This window comes from Rosistilla carotiformis (assembly GCF_007753095.1).
Lineage (GTDB): Bacteria > Planctomycetota > Planctomycetia > Pirellulales > Pirellulaceae > Rosistilla > Rosistilla carotiformis.
The window spans coordinates 824,681-849,704 of sequence record NZ_CP036348.1; the positions used below are offsets into that span (position 1 = coordinate 824,681).

General features: G+C 58.6%; 19 protein-coding genes. 8 read left to right on the plus strand and 11 right to left on the minus strand.

The genetic code is table 11. The annotated features are described in order from the left end of the window. The first annotated feature begins 151 nt into the window (after positions 1-151). Both Poly24_RS02970 and Poly24_RS02975 read left to right on the plus strand, forming a co-directional pair. On the plus strand, positions 152-502 hold the full coding sequence (locus Poly24_RS02970) for a hypothetical protein (RefSeq protein WP_145090222.1): 351 nt from the start codon (positions 152-154) through the stop codon (positions 500-502). A gap of 189 nt (positions 503-691) precedes the next feature. After that, a complete protein-coding gene (locus Poly24_RS02975; RefSeq protein ID WP_145090225.1) occupies positions 692-2,101 on the plus strand; it encodes a sulfatase in 1,410 nt (469 codons plus the stop codon). Here the strand turns inward: Poly24_RS02975 and Poly24_RS02980 are convergent. The 8 genes from Poly24_RS02980 to Poly24_RS03015 all read right to left on the minus strand — a co-directional run bounded on the left by Poly24_RS02980 (position 2,098) and on the right by Poly24_RS03015 (position 11,348). Beyond that, positions 2,098-4,533, minus strand: a complete 2,436-nt coding sequence (locus Poly24_RS02980; RefSeq protein WP_145090228.1) for a flagellar hook-basal body complex protein — start codon at positions 4,531-4,533, stop codon at positions 2,098-2,100. The two genes, Poly24_RS02975 and Poly24_RS02980, sit on opposite strands and share 4 nt — an antisense overlap. Before the next feature lie 50 nt (positions 4,534-4,583). Next, positions 4,584-5,021 (minus strand): flagellar hook assembly protein FlgD, encoded by a 438-nt coding sequence (locus tag Poly24_RS02985; protein ID WP_145090231.1) that lies wholly within the window; start codon positions 5,019-5,021, stop codon positions 4,584-4,586. Between the two features lie 180 nt (positions 5,022-5,201). Then, positions 5,202-6,836 carry a flagellar hook-length control protein FliK gene (locus tag Poly24_RS02990; protein WP_145090234.1) on the minus strand — a complete coding sequence of 545 codons (1,635 nt, stop codon included), beginning with the start codon at positions 6,834-6,836 and terminating at the stop codon, positions 5,202-5,204. Between the two features lie 65 nt (positions 6,837-6,901). Continuing rightward, positions 6,902-7,546 carry a MotE family protein gene (locus Poly24_RS02995; RefSeq protein WP_145090237.1) on the minus strand — a complete coding sequence of 215 codons (645 nt, stop codon included), beginning with the start codon at positions 7,544-7,546 and terminating at the stop codon, positions 6,902-6,904. Positions 7,547-7,549: 3 nt separating this feature from the next. Continuing rightward, on the minus strand, positions 7,550-8,011 hold the full coding sequence (fliJ, locus tag Poly24_RS03000) for a flagellar export protein FliJ (protein WP_145090240.1): 462 nt from the start codon (positions 8,009-8,011) through the stop codon (positions 7,550-7,552). 87 nt (positions 8,012-8,098) lie between these two features. Then, positions 8,099-9,427, minus strand: a complete 1,329-nt coding sequence (locus Poly24_RS03005) for a FliI/YscN family ATPase (protein ID WP_145090243.1) — start codon at positions 9,425-9,427, stop codon at positions 8,099-8,101. Between the two features lie 53 nt (positions 9,428-9,480). Continuing rightward, positions 9,481-10,173, minus strand: coding sequence for a FliH/SctL family protein (locus tag Poly24_RS03010; RefSeq protein WP_197452284.1), 693 nt, complete (start codon positions 10,171-10,173; stop codon positions 9,481-9,483). A 44-nt stretch (positions 10,174-10,217) separates the two neighbouring features. Further along, positions 10,218-11,348 (minus strand): FliG C-terminal domain-containing protein, encoded by a 1,131-nt coding sequence (locus Poly24_RS03015; RefSeq protein ID WP_145090249.1) that lies wholly within the window; start codon positions 11,346-11,348, stop codon positions 10,218-10,220. Positions 11,349-11,963: 615 nt separating this feature from the next. Here Poly24_RS03015 and Poly24_RS03020 point away from each other — a divergent pair. Next, complete coding sequence (locus Poly24_RS03020; protein ID WP_145090251.1) at positions 11,964-12,182, plus strand: BON domain-containing protein; 219 nt, start codon at positions 11,964-11,966, stop codon at positions 12,180-12,182. Positions 12,183-12,332: 150 nt separating this feature from the next. On the opposite strand, the gene Poly24_RS03025 is transcribed toward Poly24_RS03020, so the two are convergent. Continuing rightward, a complete protein-coding gene (locus tag Poly24_RS03025) occupies positions 12,333-14,006 on the minus strand; it encodes a sulfatase family protein (RefSeq protein ID WP_197452563.1) in 1,674 nt (557 codons plus the stop codon). A gap of 364 nt (positions 14,007-14,370) precedes the next feature. Between Poly24_RS03025 and Poly24_RS03030 the strand changes: the two genes are divergently transcribed. The 5 genes from Poly24_RS03030 to Poly24_RS03050 all read left to right on the plus strand — a co-directional run bounded on the left by Poly24_RS03030 (position 14,371) and on the right by Poly24_RS03050 (position 22,916). Beyond that, positions 14,371-18,330, plus strand: a complete 3,960-nt coding sequence (locus Poly24_RS03030; protein ID WP_145090257.1) for a hypothetical protein — start codon at positions 14,371-14,373, stop codon at positions 18,328-18,330. A gap of 78 nt (positions 18,331-18,408) precedes the next feature. Then, positions 18,409-20,763: a glutamine amidotransferase gene (locus Poly24_RS03035; protein WP_145090260.1), complete on the plus strand. Its 2,355-nt coding sequence runs from the start codon at positions 18,409-18,411 to the stop codon at positions 20,761-20,763. 60 nt (positions 20,764-20,823) lie between these two features. Further along, positions 20,824-21,858: a hypothetical protein gene (locus Poly24_RS03040; protein ID WP_145090263.1), complete on the plus strand. Its 1,035-nt coding sequence runs from the start codon at positions 20,824-20,826 to the stop codon at positions 21,856-21,858. Positions 21,859-22,085: 227 nt separating this feature from the next. Then, positions 22,086-22,496 (plus strand): hypothetical protein, encoded by a 411-nt coding sequence (locus tag Poly24_RS03045; RefSeq protein ID WP_145090265.1) that lies wholly within the window; start codon positions 22,086-22,088, stop codon positions 22,494-22,496. 96 nt (positions 22,497-22,592) lie between these two features. After that, complete coding sequence (locus Poly24_RS03050) at positions 22,593-22,916, plus strand: hypothetical protein (RefSeq protein WP_145090268.1); 324 nt, start codon at positions 22,593-22,595, stop codon at positions 22,914-22,916. A gap of 138 nt (positions 22,917-23,054) precedes the next feature. Here Poly24_RS03050 and Poly24_RS03055 read toward each other — a convergent pair whose 3' ends face one another. Next, complete coding sequence (locus Poly24_RS03055) at positions 23,055-23,396, minus strand: P-II family nitrogen regulator (RefSeq protein ID WP_197452285.1); 342 nt, start codon at positions 23,394-23,396, stop codon at positions 23,055-23,057. 131 nt (positions 23,397-23,527) lie between these two features. Next, positions 23,528-24,907 (minus strand): tetratricopeptide repeat protein, encoded by a 1,380-nt coding sequence (locus tag Poly24_RS03060; RefSeq protein ID WP_145090274.1) that lies wholly within the window; start codon positions 24,905-24,907, stop codon positions 23,528-23,530. Between the last annotated feature and the right edge of the window lie 117 nt (positions 24,908-25,024).

The window sequence follows — 25,024 nt, forward strand, 5'->3', positions numbered from 1 at the left end:
CATAAACGTGCCGGTATGGGCTCTTTTGGTGAGCGTTTGGCATTGGCACTCATTTTGCGATGTCGAGAGTGTGTTTGGTGAATCCCCTTTGCAGGTCGCGTACGGGCGGGCGGTCCGACGTCACGGTTTGCTTCAACTCTTGGATTTGAAAATGAAAACTTCCTTTGCCACACTCGTTTTGCTCTATGCCTTCACCTGTGTCGCCGCATCCACGGCTTCCGCTGCGGGTTATGGTCATGGCATGTTCTATCATTCCGAAGCTGGAATTCGTGGTGCCGCGGGACACTACAATTACGGTGACTACTCCAGCAACTACCGACACGCACACGGTCATTCGGGAGTCCAAAGCCCTCGCGTGTTTACTTCCCAATACGGATACCAAGGCAATGCGTCGCGAGTCGCGGTACCGAACGCAATGTCGGTACGTGCCCGTCGTTCCGGCGAACTGTGCCCCGGCATGGTTTTACCCGACGGTGCGGTGGTTGTGAGCGTTGGCCAATAATTTGTGACACGTTGGACGAGAGAGAACTCGAGATTCGCGATGGTGTTGATGGCAGATGCCGCGGAGGAATTTCCCGCGGCTGCGTCGAGCAATGCCATGGCGAACGCCCGGCGGGCAGCCAGCGATGGGCTGGAGTACAATGGCGGATCGTGAATGCGATCCGTTTTCTTTTTCGAGGTGACTGCTTCGATGCGTTGGATACTTCTGTTTGTTTGTCTCGGGATGGTACCTGCGGCCGTTTCGGCTGCCGAGCGTCCCAATGTGTTATTGATCTGCGTCGATGATCTACGACCCGAATTGAATTGCTTTGGAAAGTCGTACATTCATTCGCCGAACATCGACGCTTTGGCGGCTCGCGGTCGGATCTTCGACCGACATTATGTTCAAGCCCCGACGTGTGGCGCGTCGCGTTTTGCGATGCTGACCGGACGGTACGGCCCCAGCGACAACGGGGCGATCTTTAAGCGGGCGGCTCAGATCGCCAAAGATCCCGATTCGGTCTCCGCCAGCATGCCTGCATGGTTTCGGCAAAACGGCTATACGACGGTTTCGGTCGGAAAGGTCTCCCATCATCCCGGTGGAAGGGGCGGAGCCGACTGGGATCAAGAGTCTCAACTGGAGATGCCGCATTCGTGGGACCGTCATCTATTGCCGGCCGGACCGTGGCAGCACCCTCGCGGCGCAATGCATGGCTTGGCTCATGGCGAGATCCGTCACGACCCTTCCAAGATGGATCTGTTTCAATCGCGCGAAGGGCCCGATTCGATCTATCCCGATGGTTTGATCACCGACGAAGCTCTGCGTCAGTTGGAACAGTTAAGCGATGGTGCCGCGGAGCAGCCCTTTTTCCTGGCTGTTGGCATCATCCGGCCCCACCTCCCCTTCGGTGCTCCGGCGAAGTACATGTTGCCCTATGAAGGGATCACGTTGCCACCGATCCCGCATCCGACAAAGCCCAGTGGAAAGACCACGTGGCATAAATCGGGTGAATTCATGCGATATAACAACTGGGGCAAAGATCCCAATCACGACGCCGAATTTGCGACCGCCGTGCGGAAGCACTATGCCGCGTGTGTCTCGTACGCCGATGCTCAGGTTGGCAAGCTGCTGACGCGATTGGATCAGCTGGGGAAACGGGACAACACGATCATCGTGTTATGGGGCGACCACGGCTGGCATTTGGGAGAGCACGCGATCTGGGGCAAGCACGCGTTGTTTGAAGAATCGTTGCGATCACCGTTGGTGATCTGCCATCCCGGACTACCCGATCCGGGCGTGACGACGCGGTCGATCGTCGAAAGCATCGACATCTTTCCGACTTTGTGCAGCCTAAGCGGTCTGCCGCAGCCCGATTTTGTCGACGGCGTTTCCTTGGCACCGATTGTCCGGTCGGCGGATGCCGCGGGGCATCCGGCCGTCTCGTATGCCAAGGCTCAAACGATTCGCACCGACACACACCGCTTGATCGTTCATCGCGACGGCTACGTCGAACTGTACGACCATCGCGGCGACGATGGGGAGACGACCAACATCGCCGAAGAGAATCCTGAGCTGGTCGAAGCGATGCGGATGCAGTTGCGTCAGCGGGTCAAAGGTTAGCGTGCTAGGTTCAGCAATTCGTCCAACAGTTCTTGGGTCGAAGTGATGACCCGGGTGTTACCACGGTACTGTGTTCCGGCGAGCACGAGGTCGACGAGATCGGCACCCATGTCGGTGTTGGATAGTTCCAACGCACCGGCGCGGATCGCTCCGATACCGTTTTCGCCCGGGCCACCTTGAACGGGTAGGCCGGTGTTGATGCCCTGGGCGTAGAGGTTTTGGCCCCGTTCGTCCAAGCCGGCGGGGTTGGCGAAACGAGCCAATTGAATCTGACCCAGGTCGCGCGTCACGCCGTTGCTGAACACACCGCGGACGATGCCGTCTTCGCCGATGACATAACTGGTCAACACGCCCGGTGCCGAACCGTCTTGGCGCGTCGCGGCCAGCGAAGCGGTTTCGGTTGCAAGGCCCGAAACCGAACTGAAGTCGAGATCGAATTGCAATGGCGACACACTTGGTGAACCGCTTCGGTTGATGTTCACCTGGGTGTTCGACGCCGAGATGAAGTTGCCGTTACCGTCGAAGCGGATCAGACCGGTGCCGACCGAGATTCCATCCGTGGTGGTCGATTGGTTTTCCGAGCTGTCCGCATACCAGCGATAGACCGTCTGTTCGTCGCTCCGTTCTTCCAACGTGGTTGTGATCCGCAGGTCCAGCGGGTTACCTAGCGAGTCGTAGACGACGAGGTCCGCGACCGCACTGGTTCCTTCCGCTTCTTGGATCGTGCCAAAGGCGAGGTTCGGGACGGTCACGTTGCCAAGATCGTCTTCGATCCGGAACGATGTCAGGTCGATATCTAATGCATTGAGTTCGCCGGTATTGCTGACAAACCGGATGGTCCCGTCTTGGATGTACCCGCCAGGAATCAACGTTCCTGTTTCGCCTGGGATGTTGTTTTCCGAGGCGGGGATCGGATTTTGCGAATCGATTTGCAAGATCTGAATTCCCGACGCCGATTCGACAAAATCGATTAGGTCTTGAACCGTTGAAGTCGCCGTGATCTCCAGTTCTTTGGTTCCCAGCAAACGATTCCCTTTTTCACCCTGATAGGACATCGTTCCCACGGTGAAGACTGGCGAATAATTGAGTCCGTCCCGTTTGAGGACGTTGGTCAACAGCGTGTTGCTGTTGATCGTGGGGCCGTTGAGATCCAACAGCTTGTTTCCCGTGATGTCCAGATCGGAGATCTCTGCATCGGACTTACTGTCGGTGTACGTGTCGTACGGCGTGACCGTATCGACGAGATAAAAGTTGTTTTGATCGTTGGCAAGGTTCCGGTAGATGCGGATTTCATCATATTCCGGGAAACCGCCACCGGTGGGCGGAGTCGGCGGGATTGGGAAGCCGTCGAGTGTGATACGCCCATCGACGACGTTCTGTGGTCCGATCAGAACGCTAGGAATACTCTCGGTCGAACCCGATTTGTGGTACGTCACCATGTAGGTGTAGTTGCCGCTGAGGGTGTCGGTGTCCAGGGCGGTGGTCGATAGGGCGGTGGAGCCGTCGTCGATATACGTTCCGCCGGTGGTCGCGGTATCGAGCTGGAAGAACTCGGTGCCCCCAGCGGCCGTCCGGTAGATGTTCACCGAGGTGTATTCCGGTGAAGGCGACGCTGGCAGATTGCCCAGCGTGATCTGTTGCCCGGTCGCCGCGTTGACCGAAACTGCCGCGCTGGGGACCGTTTCGCGACCTGCGTTGTCGACATAGGTGAAGCGATATTGATAATTGCCCGCAGCGAGGGCGCCACCTCCCGCAACCGCGGTTGAGACGCCGGTCGACGAGGGAACCGGCGATGTGCCAATGTCGATGTCGCTGCCATCGGGACGTGGGACCGCGGCATCCCCAAGGATAGCGCTTTGAATGACCTGGGAGACGTCGGCGACTTCCCCTTGGGGCGTCAACGTGCCTTCAAAGGTCACTTCGGTCGTCGATTTCGCGACGCTTTCACTGCCCAACGGAATCGTGATCGGCTTCAATTGCGTCTCTTCGATCCGGAACGAATCGTCGGCACCAAATCCAAGCAACCGCTGCCCTGTGGCGGTGGTCAGTTGATTTTCGCTGTTGAGCTTAAAAATGCCGTTTCGTGTGTAGAGGTTCTCGCCCTGAGAACTTTCCACGATGAAGAATCCTTCCCCCTGAATCGCCAGGTGCGATGGGGTGGAACTGATTTCGATCGTTCCTTGGGTGAAGTCGGAGGTGATTTCGGCGACCTGCACCCCCAAGCCGATCTGGCGTGGGTTGGTGCCGCCGTTTTCCGCCGTCGGGGCGGCACCTAACGACTGGGTCTGCAAGAACTGCGTTGCAAAGACAGCGGTTGAAGCTTTAAACCCAACCGTCTGTGCATTGGCCAAGTTGTTGCCGATTACATCGATCTGGGTTTCAGCGGCGCTGAGGCCCGTCAATGCCGTGCTGAGTGCAGATGCCAGTCCCATGCTCATTCCCTAATTGCGATCATTACGTCGCGGGAGAGGATGCTAGCTGGCTAGCCTTCGACAATCTCCCGGATGTTCCCAACTTGTATCGTCTTTTCACCAATGTGAACTTTGACATTCCGGGAATCTCCGCCGTCACTATCGGTCTCAACCGAAACCCGATCGATCTTTCCCGTGATTTCTTCGGCGTCGTCGCTGAGGCCGGAGACCTCGCGGCCGATCAGATTGCTAGCGGTCGTCAACTGTTGGCTGACCGAGAGATTCCCAAGAGTTTCGGTCAATTCGTTCGTCGCACCAATCTCGCGAATCTGCCCAACCTGTGCCAGCATGTCGGCATTTTCCATCGGATTCAGCGGATCCTGGTTCTGCATTTCGGTGATCAGCAACGTCAAAAAATCGTCGAGATTCAGGTCGTTCAGCCCACTCTCGGAAGCATTCGCCGAAGTGCTAGCGGATGCGGTGGAACCTGTTGCAGAAATTTGAGACATCCGACATTCCTGTAAGCGACAATTTGGACGATTAAAAATTTAGTTTCGGCGCGTAGGATACGCTTCCCAATCGTCTCGCCACCATCGCAGTTTTTCCCGGCTCAGCCATGGGGGACGATGCTTGCAATCGAAACGTTGCCGGCAGAGAATCGCTAGCTGCCAACGAACGGTGTCGTGAGGTTACGCCACGAGATCCAATTGAGAGGTCGACGAGCCCGAATGCCTATTGATATCGGGTACCGGTTCGCTTTTCGCAACCGAATCGGGCAACGAACGCGTTGGGCCGGCGAAACGCTGGAATGATTCGTGCGTTTCTTGTTGACTTCCCTGGTGGGCGCTGGCTTCGCTGTCGGTGGAGATCTCGATCGATTCGATCTCAAATCCCTGTTCGGCCAGCCGGTTCTTGAGGTCGTGCAAGTTTTCCCGCAGCGCCTGCGAAGCCGCTTCCGATTCGGTCACGATCCGCGCATTGATCTTTCGCCCCGAAACGTTGACATCGATTCCCATCGATCCCAGACGCGGTGGGTGCAGACGAATCTTTAAGCTGCCACCGTCGGTTCCCAGTTGCTGGAAGGCGCGGGAGACGCGCTGCAGCAAACGCGCTCGATCGGCTTGGTCCAACCTACCCGCTTCGGTCGTCTTGGCCTTCTCCGCCGTTGGATTCACCGTCGCATCCGACTTGGTGCTTCCGACCGATGGGCCCGCGTCGGGCAATTGGGTGGTTGCTGTCTGCGAGACCGATTCCGATTGCCGCGCGGCGGCCGCAGGAACCGCGGCGGCATTCAGGTGAACGGTTGCTTTGGGTTCGGTAGCGTGAAGCTCCTGTGGAACCGCGTCGACGGTAGGTTCCAAATCGAAGGAGGCCGCATCGGTCGCGGGAAGTTCGTCTTGAAAGTCGGGGGCCGCCGATTCACCACCACCACTGTCGCTGGATGTTTGCTCCGACGCGACGACGGCTGTTGTTTGACCGACGATCCGTGGGCTGGTTGCATCGTCTGTCGATTCGTTGTCGTTGGCACCACGTTCAGTCTGCCCACCGGTTTCCGCCAGTTCCGGTTCGGTTTCCACGCGTTCGATGGCTGGACCTTGCTGTTCCTGCGTCGCTTCGTCGGTTTCGGATGCCTGCGTGAATGAATTCAGTTCCGTTTCCACCACAGGCTCTTCGGTTGCCGTGGCTGTGGGGAGATCGGCAGTCTCCTTGGAAGACGCTGCTGCCGCCGCCGCGACATCCGCCACGTCATCGATCGATTCATCGACGACGTCAGCCACCGTGGTCGTGTCCGAAGGGAGCTCTTGCGACCCTGCTTCCGCGACAGTCCAATCGGCTTCGTTGGAAAACGCAGCGTCCGCCTCCGTTGCGGTCTCGGTATCGCCGGCACCCTCCAACGTGACCGCAGCGTCTTCGGAAACCAATCCCTCTGCCGAGAGCGCTTCGTCGCCGGGCGTTGGCGTGCTCGACGGCGTTTCCGCCTGAGCAACGGTGATCTCGGCCGGGATCGGTTCGTCTACGGCACTCTCCAACGGATCGGAAGCTTGCACCCGTGGCGTGGTCGCTGCTTGGGCGATTCCGGTCGGTTCCGGTTGTTCGTCGTCATCGCGATTGTTGGCCGCGGCCTTTGCCGATTCCGAAGGGCTTTTGGAGTCGTCGGTTTTGGGCTGGGGACGCTCGCGCGGCACGGGGGGCGTTGCCGGAGCGGCTTCAAAGATTTGAGCAAAGCCGTTCGACAAATCGATGGAGTCCAACTTCAATCGCGACGCGCTGCTTTGGTCGCGGCGAATTGCGTTGAGCGAATTGAGCGAAAATTTGTCGCCCATCGGTGACCTCCCCTGTCGCGCCCGAGTCGACTGGGGCGGACTCGCGAAGTCCGGCCGGCAGATCGCTACTCGTCACGCGCCTTGTCGATAACTGTTTTTTCAGGTTCGCCTGCACCGATTTGGTTCAGGATCTGTTGCAGCTTGTCCGCTTCGTCGGGCGAAACAAACTCCTTCAAGATCTTCTTTCGTTTATCTGGTTGCATGGCTTTAACGATTGCAACGACGTCGTTAAGGTCACCCCCGTCTAACATTCGGATTAATTGATCCTTGCTGGTCGCGGGCGGCAGCGATTCGAGCGTCGTCTGCAGCGATTTCATCGCTTCGTCTTGAGTGCCTTGAGAAAGTTCGGCCAATTTGCGGTAGAACGCATCTTTTCGCGTGTCGAAACGCGACTCTTTCGATCGCAATCGCTCCTGAACCACCTGCAATTGGTTGTAATAGTTCTCCTGAGCGCGACGGCGCAGATCCATCTCCAACCCGTCGCGAGCGCGCTGGGCCAGGACCTCTTCAAAGCTAGGAATCGGTTCGGTTTTCGCCGCGCGAATGCTATCGGCGACCCGATCCCCCGAGATGTCGATGCCATTCATCAACCCCACGATCTTGGTGGTGCTAGCGGCATTTAGATTCCCGCGGACCGCAAGAACTCCCACGACCAACAGCTGAGTCAGTACCGTGGCGACGCAAAATCCAGCGATTCCTTTAGTTAACATCGATTAAGTGCCCCGTAGGGTGTTTTCTGCTGATTGATGAAGCACCGCGGCAACTTCGTCCATTTCGGCCTGCATCCGCGTTTGTTCTTCACTTCGATAGGCATCCAACGCCCGATCGCGCAGCTTTTCGATTCGTTTGACTTCTTGATCGGCTGTCTGCAGGATACTTTCCCGTTTTTGCAGTTCGACCTGGATCTGGCCGACCTGCTGCTGAAGTGTAGCTTTTTCTTGCTCGACAAGAATTTCGTGGCGTCCCTGGGACAACAACCGGTCGACACTGATCGCCCCTTTTAAATAGGTACCGCGTTCCGACTTAAGTTCGGCCAAATTACGGTCTTTCTCGGCAATCCGGTTCTCAAGGATGCCCAACGCCTGGTTCGCATCGGCCAAACCGCGTCGCGCTGCGTCGCGTTCGTTTTGACGCAGGCTCAGCAGTGATGCCAGCCGAAATTTGAATCCTCGCATCCTCCATCTCCTTTGTCGTCGTGGCGGCTGGTGCGATTCGGACTCAGCCGGCCGATGGTTATTGGTTGGGGCATCCCGTTGAGTTCATCATCCGGCAAGCGTTTGCATCGCCTTCATCGTGATCCCTAGCGGGGAGACTTCGTTCGACTTTTGCACAAGAAACTGCCGCACCATCGGTTGCATCTCGATCGTTTTATCGAGGTCGGGATTGGTGCCGGCGCGATAGGCGCCAATGTTGATCAGGTCTTCGTTAGTGCGGTAATTGGCTAACCATTTGCGCAGCTGTGTCGCGGCGGCAAGCGATTTGGCGGGGATCAGTTTGGTCTGCAATCGGCTGAGGCTTTCCAGCACATCGATCGCTGGCCAGTGGCCTTCGGATCCCAATTTGCGGCTGAGGATAAAGTGGCCGTCCAACAGGCCGCGCAGGTTGTCGCTGATCGGTTCGTTGTTGTCGTCGCCATCGACAAGGACGGCGTAGAACGCGGTGATCGATCCTCGTTCGGTGCGGCCCGATTGTTCAACCAACTTGGGCAGCGTCGAAAAGACCGACGGCGGATAACCGCGCGTTGTGGGAGGTTCACCGACCGCCAGACCGATCTCGCGTTGAGCGGTCGCAAAGCGGGTGATCGAATCCATCAACAGGACCACGTTTTTGCCTTGATCGCGAAGCGCCGTGGCGATCGCCGTGGCGGTCCACGCGGCTTGGATCCGCATCGTTGCCGGTTGATCGTTTGTCGAAACAACAAGCGTGCTGCGGGCCATCCCTTCTTTGCCTAGCGTGTGTTCGATGAACTCGCGGACCTCGCGGCCCCGCTCGCCAATCAACCCGATCACGACGGCATCGGCTTTGGAGTTCTTGGCCAGCATGCCCATCAGGGTACTCTTGCCGCCACCGGCTCCGGCAAAGATGCCCAGCCGTTGTCCGAGCCCACAGGTCAGCAGGCCATCGATCGAACGGATCCCCGTCTCGAAGACGGTCTCGATCGGTGGGCGATCCAACGAGGCGGGCGGTTCCATGTTGATCGAGGTCGTAGTCAGCGAGGCGGGCAGCGGGCGTCCGTCCAATGGGCGGCCCAAAGCGTCGACGACCCGGCCGATCAGCCCTTCACCCAATCGCAGGTTCACGCTGTGGCTCTGCAGTTCGACTGGATCGCCCGACGAAAGAGCCGACAATTCGTCCATTACCGCCAGGATCGGCGAATCGTCGCGGAAGCCGATCACCTTGGCAGCGCCCTTCTGCCCGCTGCGGGTGTGGATCGTGCAGATCGAACCGACAGGCACGCTCAGCCCACGGACCTCGACCCGGTTGCCGACGATCGCATGGACCGACCCGACGACGCGTCCGTTGATCGCGTTGCGGATCGTCTGGCGGTAATCTTCGGCTTTCACCAGTTCGGGGAAGGGAGCGTTCTTCATGCGTTTTCCGTTTGCGGCGGTCGTGATTCGATAGGACGCCCATGCAGGGAGGGCTATTGGTCGTCGCTTTTCAGCCCCAGGTGTTGGGCGAGTGTTTCCATCTGTGTCGATAGTTGTAAATCGATGTGTCCGCCCTCTTGGCGGACCACGACGCCCATCGGTTCGACCGTTTCGTCCGGTTCGATGTGCGTTTCCTGAGGCAATCCGGGGCGTCGGACGATGCGATCCAATTGCTGGCCCAAGACGCTTAGCGTTTCCGGGTGAACGGCCAAGGTGATCTTCCGTGCTCCGCGGACGGCGTCGAGCGCTTCGTTGGCCCACGCGATCAGGATATCATCGTTGTTCTGAATCGCATGGCGTGTCAACTTCTGAGCGATCTCGAATGCGATCTCCAACGTGTTGCGTTGCCATTGTTGCAACCATTCCTGTTCGGTCTGCCACAGTTCATCGATCGTCGATTCGAGGGTTGCCAAACGGCTGTGCACAGCCGTATCGACAGCAACCTTCACTCGTTGATCGATCACTTCGTTGGCATCTTTTAGTCCTTCTTCGCGACCGGCTTCGCGGGCTTGCTTTTGGATCGCTTCTGCATCGGCGTGCGCTTGTTTGATGATCGCTGCGGCCGATTGTTGCGCTTGGTCGAGTTCTTGAGAGGCACGGTTTGCCAGATCGTCCAAGTTAAAACCAGCCACGCCCGAGAAGCCAGGATCCCGTTTGTTGGATTTGGATTTCAGAATGATCGACACGATCGGTTACTCGGTGGATGCGGGGAAAGGGGCAGTCGCGTCGCTTACGCTGCGAAGCTCATTTGGGATGGGGACGACGTCGGGGTATGCAATTCGGGCAGCTTGCCCGCGTCATGTAATTGCATCGCTGCGTCGTAGAGTTCGCGTTGGCTGGCATCGATCTGTCGCAGTTCGACGTTGTCGATTTGCCGCATCAATCCCTGAACTTCGCGACGTTGATTGCGTGGCAGGATCGCTAACAATCGCTGAACAACGCGTGGATCCATCCCGCACAACGCGAGGATGGCCGTGTCGACCTCGACCTCCAACAGCACGCGGCGGAGCGCATCGGCGGGCAGGCGTTCGATCGGCGCAAAATCGATCGGCGTCGGTTCGCTGTCGAGATCCAGGTGCAATTCGTCGACAACCTCCAATGGATCGATCGCCATCGAATCGGTCTCGTCCAGTTGCGGCGGCGGTTCGGGAGTTGCGATTTCCTCGTCGACGAGGGGCCGCGGTGGCAGCGAAGCCACGAGTTCGGGATGGTCGGTCGCGAGGTCGGTCAGGATTTGCTCGCGTTGCGTAAGGTCCAAGTGAGTTAGGATCGAGGCCAACGATCGGCTGCCCGCCTGAGGTTCGGCCGGCATCACCTTCTTCATCAGCCCTTGCAAGTGCTCGCTGATCTCTTGAATCGCTTGACTGGGGATTTCCGTGATCGCAGCCAGCCGTTGGATCGCGGATTTGCAAACCGCTGTCGGAAGGTCGCCGAGAAGTTTGGCGGCGACCGCCGGTTGCATCGATGCCAATACGATCGCAACGGTTTGCGGGTGTTCATCCGACAGGGCACTGACGAGCGCACGGATCGGCATCTCGTTCAGAAAATGCAGCGGATCGTGTGATTCCGCTTCTTCGTCGGCGGAGTGTTCCGCGGGGGAAGCGGTTGTGGTGTGAGCCGCCGCCACGACGGGTTCCGAGTGGACGGGGGGCGTTCTTGGAGTGGTGACGCTTTGCGACTTCTGCATGAAGTCGGCGATCGCCATCTTCCGTTCCAGCGGATCGATTCCGGAGAGCTGCGAGATTGCGTACCGAACCTGCGCCGCTCGCGATGGAGGCATCTTGGCCAGCAACTGGGTCGCCGTGACCTGATCGAGACTGTCCAGCAAGACAGCGACGCGACGAAGCGAACCCTGATCCACAACCAATCCCTCCGATGAATAGACAAGCAAACACAGAAAAGCTTATAGCGAGCCGAGCTCGATGGCGGAAGAGAAGTTGCGGGGAGGTTTTGAGCGTTGGGGAGTTTGGGGATGGTTCGGCGGGTGGGCAGTTCCCGGAGCTCCCCTGGCGAGGAGTCGGGGCGCGAGCGATCGAGAACTCTTTGTCAGTCCCCTTCCCTTGCGATCGAAGGCGATCGGTCAGGCCCCACCCAACGGACTCGCGGCGAGCTACCGAATCAAAAAAAATGCGAAAGTTTTTGCTAGCATAACAATTGGTATCGTCTGGCCTGACAGCAGCCGCATGCTAGCAAATGTGCTAGAGAAATCCAGCTCCGCGATGCGCTGAATACGTTGCAAGGTGGGGGGAGACAGAAGGGCCCCAATTGAGTCAAAACCTATATAAAACGGGGGAGGCACCAATCTGCTCACTTGACATTTGCACATGCTCGGGAATAACTTACAAGGACAGCCATTGATCCCCATCGTTGCTTGGGAATGGTCCCGCTGAAACCCCATGTTATGCATCGAGATTTGCAGCACGACGTTGCCCTTTCGCGTCCTTTTTATCTATGCATCCCACGATAAGGATATCAAATGATTGACACGCTCGAACCTCAATCCTCGATGCAAGCGAGGAATCGTCTGCACGAAAGCCCCATCACCGAGCTCCGCGATCTGGAAATCGTCGAAGATGGTGAATGCTTGTGCATCAGCGGCCGCGTTCGCTCGTTCTATCACAAGCAGCTCGCTCAAGAGACCGTTCGCCAAACCGCTCCCGGTTGGACTGTCGTCAATCGCGTCGCCGTCGACTAGGTTCTTGGGGCTCGCCATCTGCCGTCGCTGCGGTCGTCGAAACGATCGACAGCGAATTCGGATCAATGCCACGCTTCGATCGTCTCTACGTCGTGGTTCCGACGAACTGCAAAGAGTCGCAGTTCTTCTGACAGATCGCTCTCTTGCGGTCTACTCACCCTGCCACGTTCGCGTATTCAGTTTGCCCGCTTTCAGTTCGGCCTGGCGGCGCTGAAGGTATTGGTGGGAGATCTTCCTCGCCTTGGCGCGATCGGCTTCGTCGTAGTCCCAGAACTCCTGCACGATCGCCTCGCACTTCGGATGATGGCTGCCGTCGTCTCCCACGCTTTGACGCAGCCGAGCCAGTTGAGCTTTCAGCTCAGTCACCCGTTCCGCTTGGTTGGGATCGTCGTAGAGGTTCCTCGTCTCCTGCGGATCGTTCACCAAATCGTAAAGCTCCCAGCCCGCCGGCGTTTGATATCCGCCGTCGTAATTGCAGCCGTAGAAGTAGATCAGCTTGTGCGTCTTGGTTCGAATGCCTAAATGCCCCGGATTGTCGTGGTGAGCCATGTGCATCCAATAGCGATAATAAGCGGCTTGCTTCCAGTCGGCCGGTTCGTTGCCGGTCTCCAGCAGCGACTTAAACGAACGCCCCTGTACCGAAGCGGGGATCTCGGCGCCCGCCAACGCGAGCATCGTCGGGGCGTAGTCGACGTTTTCGATGATCGTGTCGTACCGCTTCCCCGCCGGAACGCTTTTGGGATAGCGGACCAGAAACGGCATCCGCTGCGATTCTTCGAACATCCAACGCTTGTCCTGGTAGTCGTGCTCGCCCAGCATAAAACCCTGGTCGCCGGTGTAGATGATGATCGTGTTGTCGATCTGCCCCGTTTGTTCCAGGTGTTGGAATAACCGGCCCAGGTTGTCGTCGATCCCTTTGACGCAGCGGAGGTACTTCTTTAAGTAGGCCTGGTAGGCGAGCCGTGTGTTTTCTTCGTCGCTGTATTTGGCGGCATCAAAGTCCTTGGGGAACTCGTTAGGATAGAGTGACGGTAGATCACCAAGGTAGGAACGCCGCAGATTGCGTCCGCCGATCGACGTGCCGATATGAGGCAGCAGTTCGTCGTTGGCGCCTCGCGTGGCCAGCGATCCAAACTTGGGATCGCGATGCCACAGCGTATCGGGCTCGGGGATCTGGACGTCGGCCAGGTACGACTCGTAGCGCTCGGCGTTTTCGAAGTAATCGTGAGGCGCTTTATAATGATGCATCAAGAAGAATGGCTGCTCTTGATTCCAGCCATCTTTCAACCAATCGAGCGTCAGGTCGGTGATCGCATCGCTGGAATGTTTGCCCGGAAACTGTAGCTTGTTTTTCCCCCACGGCTTGTCGCCACGAACCAAAAACTCCGGGTCGTGGTATTTCCCTTGGCCGGGGAGCACACAGTAATAATCGAAGTCCGCCGGTTCATGGTGCAGGTGCCACTTGCCGATCATCGCGGTTTGGTAACCCGCCTTGCCCATCTGAATCGCCAGCATCTGTTCGCCGGGAGCCACGCGGCCGCTGAGATCAAACGCGCCGTTGGTGTGGTTGTATTGGCCCGTCATCACGCACGCCCGCGATGGCGAACAGATCGAATTGGTGCAGAAGGCGTTGGTGAACAACGCACCCTCTTTCGCCAATCGATCGATGTGAGGCGTCGGGGCAACGTTGGCTAGGCGGCTGCCGTAAGCGGAGATCGCCGGCGCGGCGTGATCGTCCGACATGATGTAAAGAATGTTGGGGCGATCGGCGGTCATCGCGATCGTTGGTACAGAGACGAGCAAAAACAGCAGCAACGTCCGCATCATAAAATCGACTCCTGTTGAGGGCAGTTCAAAGTCAGCGCTAACCGACCAAGCGAGTCTAATCGTTCGACGGCGCGATGAATCAACCTAGTGGCTTCTGGCGGGGAAATAAAGCAACCGTGCGCGTTGCGGAGTCCGCAATCGCTCGGATTCGAACGTCCGCGATGCGCGTTCTGATCGCTTTCGCTCTGCGGCGATATCGTTTTCCGTTGGGAGCGCGGCAGATTCTGCGGCGGCAGCCCGGCGGGCGACATCGCATGCATTGGCTCGACAACGTAGTTCGGCGCTCGGCGGCGCGATACAATCGCAGAGGAGTGTGGTGGGCGTTTGACGTGGTGACACGCAGGAATGGAGGGATCGCGATTTGGATGCTCGACTCAAAGATCTACTGGAATCGGTTGCCAGTCGCTTGCGCCGTCAGCGGTTGCTGTGGCTATTAGCAGCGGTCTGGCTGGCGACAGCTTTCGTTGCCCTCTCGTTGCTGTGGCAGGTCCGCAGCGGAGAGCTTTCCGCGAACGTTGCCCTTGGCGTTGCGGCAGCCACGCTGGGCGGGCTGTTGGTCGCAGCCTGCGCTTTGAGTCTCTGTTCGTTCCGCGATTCCAAAGCTGTTGCCGCACGGATCGAAGCCCACTTTCCCACGCTGCGACAACGCTTGTTGACCGCTGTCGATCAACGCCCCGCCGACATCAACACGCCGATGAACTATCTGCAGACGGCGGTGATCGATGAGACGCTGCACCATGGCACGACGCATCGGTGGACATTGGCTGTCAACCAATTGGCGACACGATTCGCCTGGGCGGTCAACGCGCTGGCGCTCGGCTTGCTGGTATTGGTTGGGATCGGGTTGAATTCTCAGCTGGCAAACGCCAAGCACCGCGGCACCGATCCGGCCTCGCTCGCGGAACTGCAGCCATCGGCGGAGATTACCGTCGAGCCAGGGGATGTCGAGATCGAACGGGGCAGCAACCTCGTCGTCACCGCTCGGTTCGGAGCTAACGATCTAGGGCTGTTACCCAGCGAGGTTCAATTGATCGCTCGCCGTGGCGACCAGCAGACGCAGTCCGCGATGACGCGGAACCTGAGCGATCCCGTCTTTGGTGGCTATCTGAACGAAGTGGTCGAGTCGACGAATTACGAAGTGCAATACGACGGCCAGGTGTCGCCGACATATAAGGTCACCGTCTTCGATTACCCTCAGCTGCAGCGATCCGACGCGCGGCTGGTCTTTCCGCAGTACACGGGACTCGAGGAAAAGCAAGTCGACGACACGCGGCGCGTCAGCGCGGTCGAGGGGACTCAGCTGACCTGGATCTGCCAGCTGAACAAGCCGGTCGCCAGTTGCACGTTGGTCGACGATGAGGGCAAGGTCTTGCCGCTGTCGGCCGACGCGGAAAACCCGTTGCACTATCGGGCCACGGTCACGCTGCAGCAATCGACCCGTTGGACGTTGAAGTTGGTCGACGCCGAGGGACGCGAGAACAAATATCCGCCCGAACTGGTAGCTCGCGTTCAGCCCAATCAACCGCCGGTAATGAAATTGGTCGCCGCCCGAGACGTTCGCGTCTCGCCGTTGGAAGAGCTGCAAGTTGGGGCTCGGTTTCGCGACGACTTCGGTCTGTTGCGATATGGGCTCGCCTATGCGATGGCGGGGGGGGAGCCGCACGAGATCGTGCTCGGAGAAACGACGCAGCGGAAAGAGGAGCGTGAAGCGTCGCCGATGATCGACTTCGAAGCGCTCGCTGCCGAACCCGATCAATTGTTGTCGTATCATTTTTGGGCCGAAGATTTTGATGCCCAAGGTCAGCCGCGGCGATCCGAGAGCGACATGTTCTTCGCCGAAGTCCGGCACTTCGAAGAGATCTTTCGCGAAGGGGAACCGCCCGCTGGCGGCGAGCCACCTCCTTCGAGCCCCAACGCGCAACAAGCCGACGAACTGGCGGAATTGCAAAAGCAGATCATCACCGGAACTTGGAACCTGATTCGCCGCGAAACCGCCGCGGAACCATCGGCTGCTTTTGCGGACGACGTCGCGTTGCTGCACGAATCGCAACAGGCGGCGATCGAGCAACTGCAGGAGCTGGCGGCGGAGCTGACCGATCCGCAGTCCAAAGAATATGTGCAGGCGGCTGACGCGTTCATGCAGAAAGCTGTCACGCAATTGGCGGCTGTCGCCGATGCAAACTCCCCTCCCCTGCTCTCCCCCGCGTTGGCATCGGAGCAAGCGGCTTATCAAGGGCTGCTGAAATTGAGGGCTCGCGAATTCGAAGTCTCTCGACAGCAGCAATCGCAATCGAAATCGAGCAGTTCATCGCAACAGCAACGCCAACAACAGTTGGATCAACTGGAACTGAAGAACGACGAAAACCGATACGAGACCGAACAGCAGGCCCGTTCCGAAGAGGAGCAACAGGCGACCGAGATGCGGCAGGTGTTGAACCGGTTGCGTGAACTCGCTCAGCGGCAAGAGGACCTCAACAAACAATTGAAGCAGCTGCAGTCGGCGCTCGAAGCTGCTCAGACCGAACAGGAGCGAGAAGAGATCCAACGGCAATTAAAACGGCTTCGCGAAGAGCAGCAGGAACTGTTGCGCGACACCGACGAATTGGCCGATCGGATGAATGCCTCGCAGGATCAACCGGCGACGGCAGACCAACAGGAACAGCTGGCTGAGACCCGCGAGAACGTACGCCAGTCGAGCGAAGCGTTGGAGCAGCAGGATGTCTCGCAGGCGTTGTCGGCGGGCACGCGAGCCGAACGCGAGTTCAAGCAGATGCGGGATGAAGTGCGGCAGCAGGCGGCGGGCGATTTCGCCGAATCGATGCAGCAGATGCAACAACAGGCTCAACAGTTGCAAGAGCAACAGGAAGCGATCGGCCAGGAGATCGAACAGCTGGAGGAGACAAATCCCGGATCGCTGCGAAGCCCGCAGGATCGCGATCAGATTCGCGATCGGATCGGTCAGCAACGGCAGCAGCTTGCCGATTTGCTCGATCGCATGGAGCGAACGGTCAGCGATGCGGAGACCTCTGAACCTCTGTTGGCGGAAAAACTGTACGACTCGTTCCGCAAGACACAGCAACGCCGCGTCGATCAGCAGTTGGATATGACCAACCAGTTGCTCGAACGGGGACTCGATCCCGACGCGAGTCAGGCGACCGCGGCAGCCGAAGCGGGGATCGGTCAGTTGCGGGAAGAGATCGACGAAGCCGCTCAAAGCGTCCTCGGCGATCCAACTGAAAGCTTGCGGCGGGCGCTCGGCGAACTGGAGCAGGTCTCGGATCAGTTGAGCGACGAGATTCGGGAGAACGATCCGCGTGGCGAAGGGCAACCCGGCGAAGGGCAACCCGGCGAAGGACAACCTGGCGAAGGGCAACCTGGTGAAGGGCAACCTGGCGAAGGGCAACCTGGTGAAGGGCAACCTGGCGAAGGGCAACCTGGCGAAGGGCAACCTGGCGAAGGGCAACCTGGCGAAGGGCAACCTGGCGAAGGGCAACCTGGCGAAGGGCAACCTGGCGAAGGACAACCTGGCGAAGGGCAACCTGGAGAAGGACAACCCGGTCAGTCGCAGCCTGGTCAGTCACAACCTGGTCAGTCACAACCTGGTCAGTCACAACCTGGTCAGTCACAACCTGGTCAGTCACAACCTGGTCAGTCACAACCTGGTCAGTCACAACCTGGTCAGTCACAACCTGGTCAGTCACAGCCTGGTCAATCGCAACCTGGTCAATCGCAACCTGGTCAATCGCAACCTGGTCAATCGCAACCTGGTCAATCGCAACCTGGTCAATCGCAACCTGGGCAGTCACAGCCTGGTCAGTCACAGCCTGGTCAGTCACAGCCTGGTCAGTCGCAGCCGGGACAGTCGCAACCGGGACAGTCGCAACCGGGACAGTCGCAACCGGGACAGTCGCAACCGGGGCGTGGGGGAAGTGGTGGTGGAATCGAAGGGTTTGCCGAGGCGGTGGAGGGACGTGGTGCGGCACCGCTGACCGGTGAAGGTTTCCGTGAGTGGAGCGATCGATTGCGGGAGATTGAAGAGCTGGTCGAAGATCCCGAGTTGCGATCGCAAGTCGCTCAGGTTCGCGAAGCGGCACGCGAGGTCCGGATCAATTTGAAGCGGCACAGCGAGTCGCCGCAATGGAATTTGGTTCGCGAAATGATCGCTCGTCCGCTGGAAGAACTCAAGCAACGCGTGGCCGAAGAACTGCTGCGGCGGTCGGCCGATCGCAACGCCTTGGTGCCGATCGATCGCGATCCGGTCCCCGTCGAATTCGCCGATCAGGTCGAGAAGTATTACGAGAAGCTAGGCAGCGGTAAGTAGTTTTAATTTATTCAATCCTGGTTGCTGCGTTCATCGGTCCGTGGTCGCGAGAAGTGTCCCAGCAAGTGTAAGTAGTTTATGTTTGATTCGATCCTGATCGCCGCTCCGCAATGGACCGCTGCCGCCGTGGCAATCTGCCTGTTGTCGCTGTTTGTCGTGGCCTGGGCGTATTGGCGACGTGGGCGATCGTCGCGGCGCGGGCCACTGATTTTTGCGGGCCTACTGAAATGGATCGCGATCGCCGCTTTGGCGTTGTGCCTGTTGCAACCGATGTTGGAAAGTCAGCGTCCGCGACCGCATGCGAATCTGATCGGCGTGGTCGTCGATAACAGTCGCAGCATGCAGATCCGCACCCCCGGTCAATCGCAGCCGCGCAGCGAGCGATTGGCCGCGGTCTTAAAACAGGATGCGGATTGGCAGGTTCGGCTATCGCAAGACTTTGATGTGCGACGCTATGCCTTCGATCGCAGCTTGCAAAACGTCGACGATCTATCGGCACTCGAATTTGACGGCGCATCGTCTTCGTTGACCGCGACGCTAACGACCTTGGCCGCTCGTTTTCGCGATCGTCCCGTCGCCGGCCTGATGTTGTTCACCGATGGGAACGCAACCGACCTGGCCGACACCGGATTCGATTGGTCCTCGCTTGGATTTCCTCTTTATCTGGTCACCGATTCGGTCGATCAAGCGATCGCGGACCTCAAGATCGATCAGGTCAGCACCGCCCAAACCAACTTTGAAGCCTCTCCCGTGACGGTCACTGCGAAGCTATCGGCCACCGGTTTAAAAGAATCGACGGCTGTCGTCCGCTTGCTCGATGCAGAGGGCGTTGCGGTGGAGGAGCAGGAGTTGGAATTGACGCAGGCGAAGCCGGCCGCCGACGTCGAGTTCCGCTTTCGCCCGAAGAAATCGGGGCTGCAATTCTATTCGATCGATACGTTTCCTAAATCGCAACGGACTGCCTATTTGGAAGGCGAAACGAAGGTCGAAGCAACGCTTGCGAACAATTTTCGCCTGTTGACGATCGATCGCGATCAAGGTCCCTATCGCGTGCTGTATGTTGCGGGGCGGCCGAACTGGGAATTCAAATTCCTGCGGCGGGCGTTGCAGGAGGATGATGAAATCCGCTTGGTGGGACTGTTGCGAATCGCTCGCAAAGAGCCCAAGTTCAGCTTCCGCGATCGCGGCGTCAATTCTTCCAATCCGTTGTTTTCGGGGTTTGATGAAAACGAAGAGGAGAGTGCCGAACAATACGATGAACCGGTGCTGTTGCGATTGGGCGTCGATGAAGCGGAGCAGCTGAGTAAAGGTTTTCCACGCCAAGCCGAGGAGTTGTTCGGATACCACGCGATCATCTTGGACGACGTCGATGCCGATTTTTTTACTCAGGATCAGATGCTGATGTTGCGTCAATTCGTCAGCACTCGCGGTGGCGGCCTGCTGATGCTCGGCGGCCAGGAGTCCTTCGCCGGTGGCGATTATGAACACACGCCGTTGGCCGATCTGATGCCGGTCTATCTCCCTCGCGGCAACGCGCGTTCGGGCGGAACGGTCGCCCGGATGGAGCTGTCACGCGAGGGATGGCTGCAACCGTGGTTGAGGTTGCGAGAGACGGAAGCGGCAGAAAAGAAACGCTTTGCCGAGATGCCCGAGTTCGGGACACTCAATCGCGTCGGCGATGTGAAGCCTGGGGCGTCGATGTTGGCAGCCGCCGATACGGGGGATCGCCAGCAGCCGGCACTTGTCGTCCAACGCTATGGCAAGGGAAGGTCGGGAGCGCTGTTGATCGGCGATTTGTGGCGATGGGGCATGCGGCGAAAGCCTGGCGAAAACGAAGACCTGCAGCAGGTCTGGCGACAGACGATTCGATGGATGATCGCCGACGTGCCGCGCGGCGTCGAGATCGATCTCGAGGAATCCAAAGACAGCAGCAAGCCGATCGAGATCGCCGTGACGGTTCGCAATCCGGAGTTCCTGCCGTTGGATAACGCCTCGGTCGCCCTGACGGTGGTGCAGCCCGACGGCGAAGAGATGCAGTTGCCGACGCAGCCCAGCGACCAAGTCGCCGGCGTCTATACCGCCAGCTACTGGCCCAGCAAAGATGGAGCGTATCGCGTAAAGGTCGTCGCGACGGGGCCCGATGGCAGCGACGTCGGCAGCCAGCAGGCAGGTTGGACTACCGAGACGGCGACCGCTGAATTCCAGCGGCTTGCCGTTAACAAGGACTTGCTGCAACAGATCGCCGATCAAACCGGGGGCGAAGTGATTTCGCAGGACGACCTCGATTCGTTTGTTGCGAATTTGCACAACAAGAAGATTCCACTGACTCAGCGTCACCTCGCTCCGCTGTGGCATGGTCCGTGGGTTTTGATCTTCGCTCTGGCCTGTTTGTGTGGCGAATGGGGCGTTCGCCGTTTTCATGGGATGCCCTAAAGCAAGACGCATTGGATGCATGGTCCGCAAATCCCGAAACTCGACAAGACTGAGACACCTATGATTCGTCGTATCCCATCGCTGGCTTGCCTGATTGCGGTGTTGATGTTCGTTCGCGTCGCCCGCAGCGACGATGCCCCCCCTGCCCCGTCGCAGGTGTTGGTCGTCGTGGGAGCCGGCGGCAGCGAAGAATATCAGACAGCGTTTGCGACTTGGGCCGATCGCTGGAAATCGGCGGCTGGTTTGCTCGACGGGGCGAGTTATCACGAGATTGGCCGTGAAGAGGGGCAGAGTGATTCGAGCGACAAGGATCGCTTGAACGAGCGACTGGCGGAGCTGAGTGATTTAAAAGCCGAAGCGGTTTGGGTCGTGTTGATCGGCCACGGTACGTTCGACGGCAAGTCGGCGAAGTTGAATCTCCGCGGCCCCGATGTTTCGGCGGAGGAGTTGAGCGGCTGGATCGAGCCGATGCGGAGTCCTTTGATTGTGGTGAATTGCGCGTCGGCGAGCGGTCCGTTTATCAATCGGTTGTCGGCCGCGGGACGGACGATCGTAACGGCGACCAAAAGTGGACAGGAGCAGAACTACGCTCGCTTCGGCGACTATCTGTCGCAAGCGATTTCGGACATCGCCGCCGATCTAGACCACGACGATGAAGTCTCGCTATTGGAGGCCTTCCTGAGTGCGTCGGATCAGGTTGCCAAGTTCTATGAATCGGAGAACCGAATCGCCACCGAACATGCGTTGATCGACGACAGTGGTGATCGCTTGGGAACTCCGGCGACGATGTTTCAAGGGACCTCGGCCGTTGCGGTCCCCCAGCCCAAGGCGGCTCGCGACGGCGGTGTGGCCGCGCGGCGGGTGATCTTTCAATCGCCGCAGGCGGTTGTGATGAGCCCGGCCCAGCGGGAATCGCGGGCCGCGATCGAAACGGAGATCGATCGACTGAAGCTGCGGAAATCGGAACTCGGCACGGATCCGTACTTCGCGCAACTGGAGCCTTTGATGCTTCAGCTGGCGGAATTGTACGCCGCCGCCGAAGCGGAAACGTCGGGCGATTCGCAGGGCGATCGGTCGGGGACTGACAAACGCTAGTGGGCTGCGGGTGCAGGCAGTCGATTCCACGCCGCTGATGGATCGATTGGCGCAAGTTGTGCTTTCAGTAACAGACGCAGCGAATAGGCGTTCTTTTCAGGCGGAACGTTGGGCGGTGCCCAATATCCATGCAGGGTTTGCCTGCAATTCGGACAGCCCTTCGCGCTGCCCGCTGTTTTTTGGGCACCTCGGGTGATTCCATTTCATCGTCGAATCGAGTGAAAGCGATGGGCCAATCTTCTTATCTGTTTGAATCGATATTTGTCGGCGTCTTAGGAGTCGCGGTTGCGACTAGCGAATTTGCGGTGAAGGTTCCCTCGCCCGATGGCGTCGCGGAGTCGCCCGCCACGGCTGAAGAGGGCGTTCAGCTGACGGCGACACCGCGACCGGCAATTGCCGAGGGGGAAGTGGCGATTCCACAGTTCGAGGCCATGGCGGTACCGGTAGCGAAATCGGAGCCACGGCGTTTACCTCCGATCGGGTCGGCGGTTGTCGAGCTGCCTGAAAGAGTGCGAGTGGAGAAGCCAGTCGTCGCGCCCCCGCACTATCCGACAGTGATCGATGAAAATGGAATCGAGTGGAAGATTATCGATTCACGTCCCTGCGATCCAGCATTATGTCGGGGGCACGTTCAGTAGCCCGTGGGTATTTTTTCAGTAGACCCTTTTCGGCCGCCTGCCGTCACTTCGGCGGACCGGTTGTTTCTCAATTTCGATTTCAACAAGGATTCGCGGATGACGTCAGATTTGGTTCAGGGACTTGTGGAAAACAAGGTGTTCATCAATGGTGTCGTCGCCGTAGGGTGTTTTCTTGTGATCGCACGGTTCTTCGCGTTTGTCAAAACGCAGTGGCGAGACGGCTTGAACCCTCATTTGGTCCCCTGCAGCCAGTGCGGCAAACGTTTGTCCGAATGGGCTTGTTTCTGCCCGGGCTGTGGTGTGCTGATCCAGGCAATCCCGACGGAAGAATCGAGCTCCTCGTTGGCGAAGACGCCGCTGCGTTTGGGGGCTGGGCCGTCGTTTCGTTCATCGCGGCCGCGACGTTCTCGTCAGCGATAGCCCTAGGGCGGTGGCTCGTGCGGATCTGATCGTATTGGATGGAAGTTCGCAGAGCGTTCCCGGCAGGTGCGGCTGCCGGAAAGATCTCAACCGAGCTCCCCGTGGCTGCCAGGGGCGGCATCCCGCCTCGAGAGGGCTTTAGGAGGCCGCGCCGTTGAGTTGGGGTTCGGCCCATGGAGCGGCAAATTCCCCATCCGGGTTTTCCAGGAACAGCTTGCCATCGACAATCACGCGGGTGTTGGAGGCTGCGAAGATCGCGTGGGCGGCGCGGCGGACGTGGGCGTCGACAACAGAAATGTCGAGCTTCCACTTAGGGACAAACAAGAAGCTCCCCGCCAGATCAAACCCAACCGGTTGCATTCGCTTGCGAATGAAGCCGCGGACCTCGGTGACGAGGATTCGGTGGACACCGATCACTTGCAGGGCGGCATTCACCTTCTCGAAGTGTTCGGCGTCGATGATTGCTTCTATTCGTTTCATTCTTTTCCTATTCACAGTTGGGCCGACCGGTTGTCGGACTGACTCAGTTGCTTCTCGCATTAAGCAAGTTGCGTGCCAAGTGGTGGCAATGTTTGTTTTTTGTCCCGTTTCGATAAAGAACGCAGGGTTCTTTAGAGTGGTACGGACGAGCGGCTTTCGGTCTGTTTCATGTGGAGCTCAATTTCTGCCATCACGGCAGCCCAATTTTTCATCTCGGGCTGTCGGAATAGCCGCATGGAGGGGTACCAGGGGCTCGTCTCCCCCTGCAACAACCACCGCCAGTCGGGGACTTTGGGCAGTCCGACCCAGACCGGTACTCCCAGAGCTCCGGCGAGATGAGCGACGGAGGTGTCGCTGGTGACGACCAGATCCAAGCCTTTCATGATCGCTGCGGTATCCATAAAGGCACCGCTGGACTGGTCGAGGTTCGCTGGCAAACGGACGATTTGGTTTGCGAAGCCGACCTGATCGAGCTGTTGGATGCCAAATCCGTGCTGCAGGCAGACCAATTGCACATCGGGGATCGACGCCAGTGGTTCAAAGGCTTGCAACGGAATCGAGCGGAAGATGTCGGCTTGGTGTTGCGGATTCCCCTGCCAACAGATCCCTACTTTTTTCTTGCCTGGGAGCTGTGCGAGCCAGTTCGCCCAGTAGCCTTGCAGGTTTTCGGGGGGCCCGAGGTAGGGGCCGACGTCGGGAATCGATTCCGCATCGATCCCCAGCCGATCGGCTGCGTCGATGAAGGAGCAGTGGAAATCGAAACGTGCCGGCAGCATCCCCTCGGGGATCAATTGGTCGATGCCACGACATGTGCTTAACAGCGGGATCAGCTTGGGGGCCGCTTGGACGATCGTCCGCGCGCCGCGCTCTTTTAAGGTAATCGCCATCCGAACGAAATGGATCGCGTCCCCCAGCCCCTGTTCCGAATAGAGCAGGAACGTTTTGCCTTGCGGGTCGCTGCCGTCCCAAACCGGTTGGGTGACGTTGGGACGCACGAAGCCGGGCATCTGCCAACGCCAGCGGTATTCGTCCCAGCCGCGATGAAAGTCCCCTTTCAGTAAGTGGATCACCCCCAGGTTTCGGTGCAGTTCCGCGTCGTGGGGAGCTACCTTAAGAGCCGATTCGAAGGCGGCCAGCCCGCGATCGATCTGGCCGGTCCAAACCCATAGCGTTCCGCGGTTCTTCAGCGGGCTCAAGTAATTTGGGTCCTGCTGCAAGGCGCTTTCAAACGCCTGGTCGGCCCCTTCAACCTGCCCGAGCATCCGCAGTGTGTTGCCTAGGTTGTTCCAGGCAATCGGGAAGTGGTTTTGCAACGCAATCGCCTTCCGGTAGGACGCTTCGGATTCTTCGAAGCGGCGTTGGTCGTACAACGCAATTCCCAGGTAGCACCAGCCGGCGGCCGAACCGGGCGCTTGTTGCAGGACGTGCCGGTAGACTTTTTCGGCGGCGGCGTAGTTCCCCTGCTGCTGGATTGTCCAGCCTTGGTTGAGAACCTCTTGGACGGTCGGCATGGCCCCAATCTTCCCCGTGGTCGCTTGCAGTTCCAAAAGACGAAAGGCAACAAAAAACCCTCGGTGGATGAGACCGAGGGCTTTTCGAAATGGTTGTCGCCGGTTGCCTGCTTACGC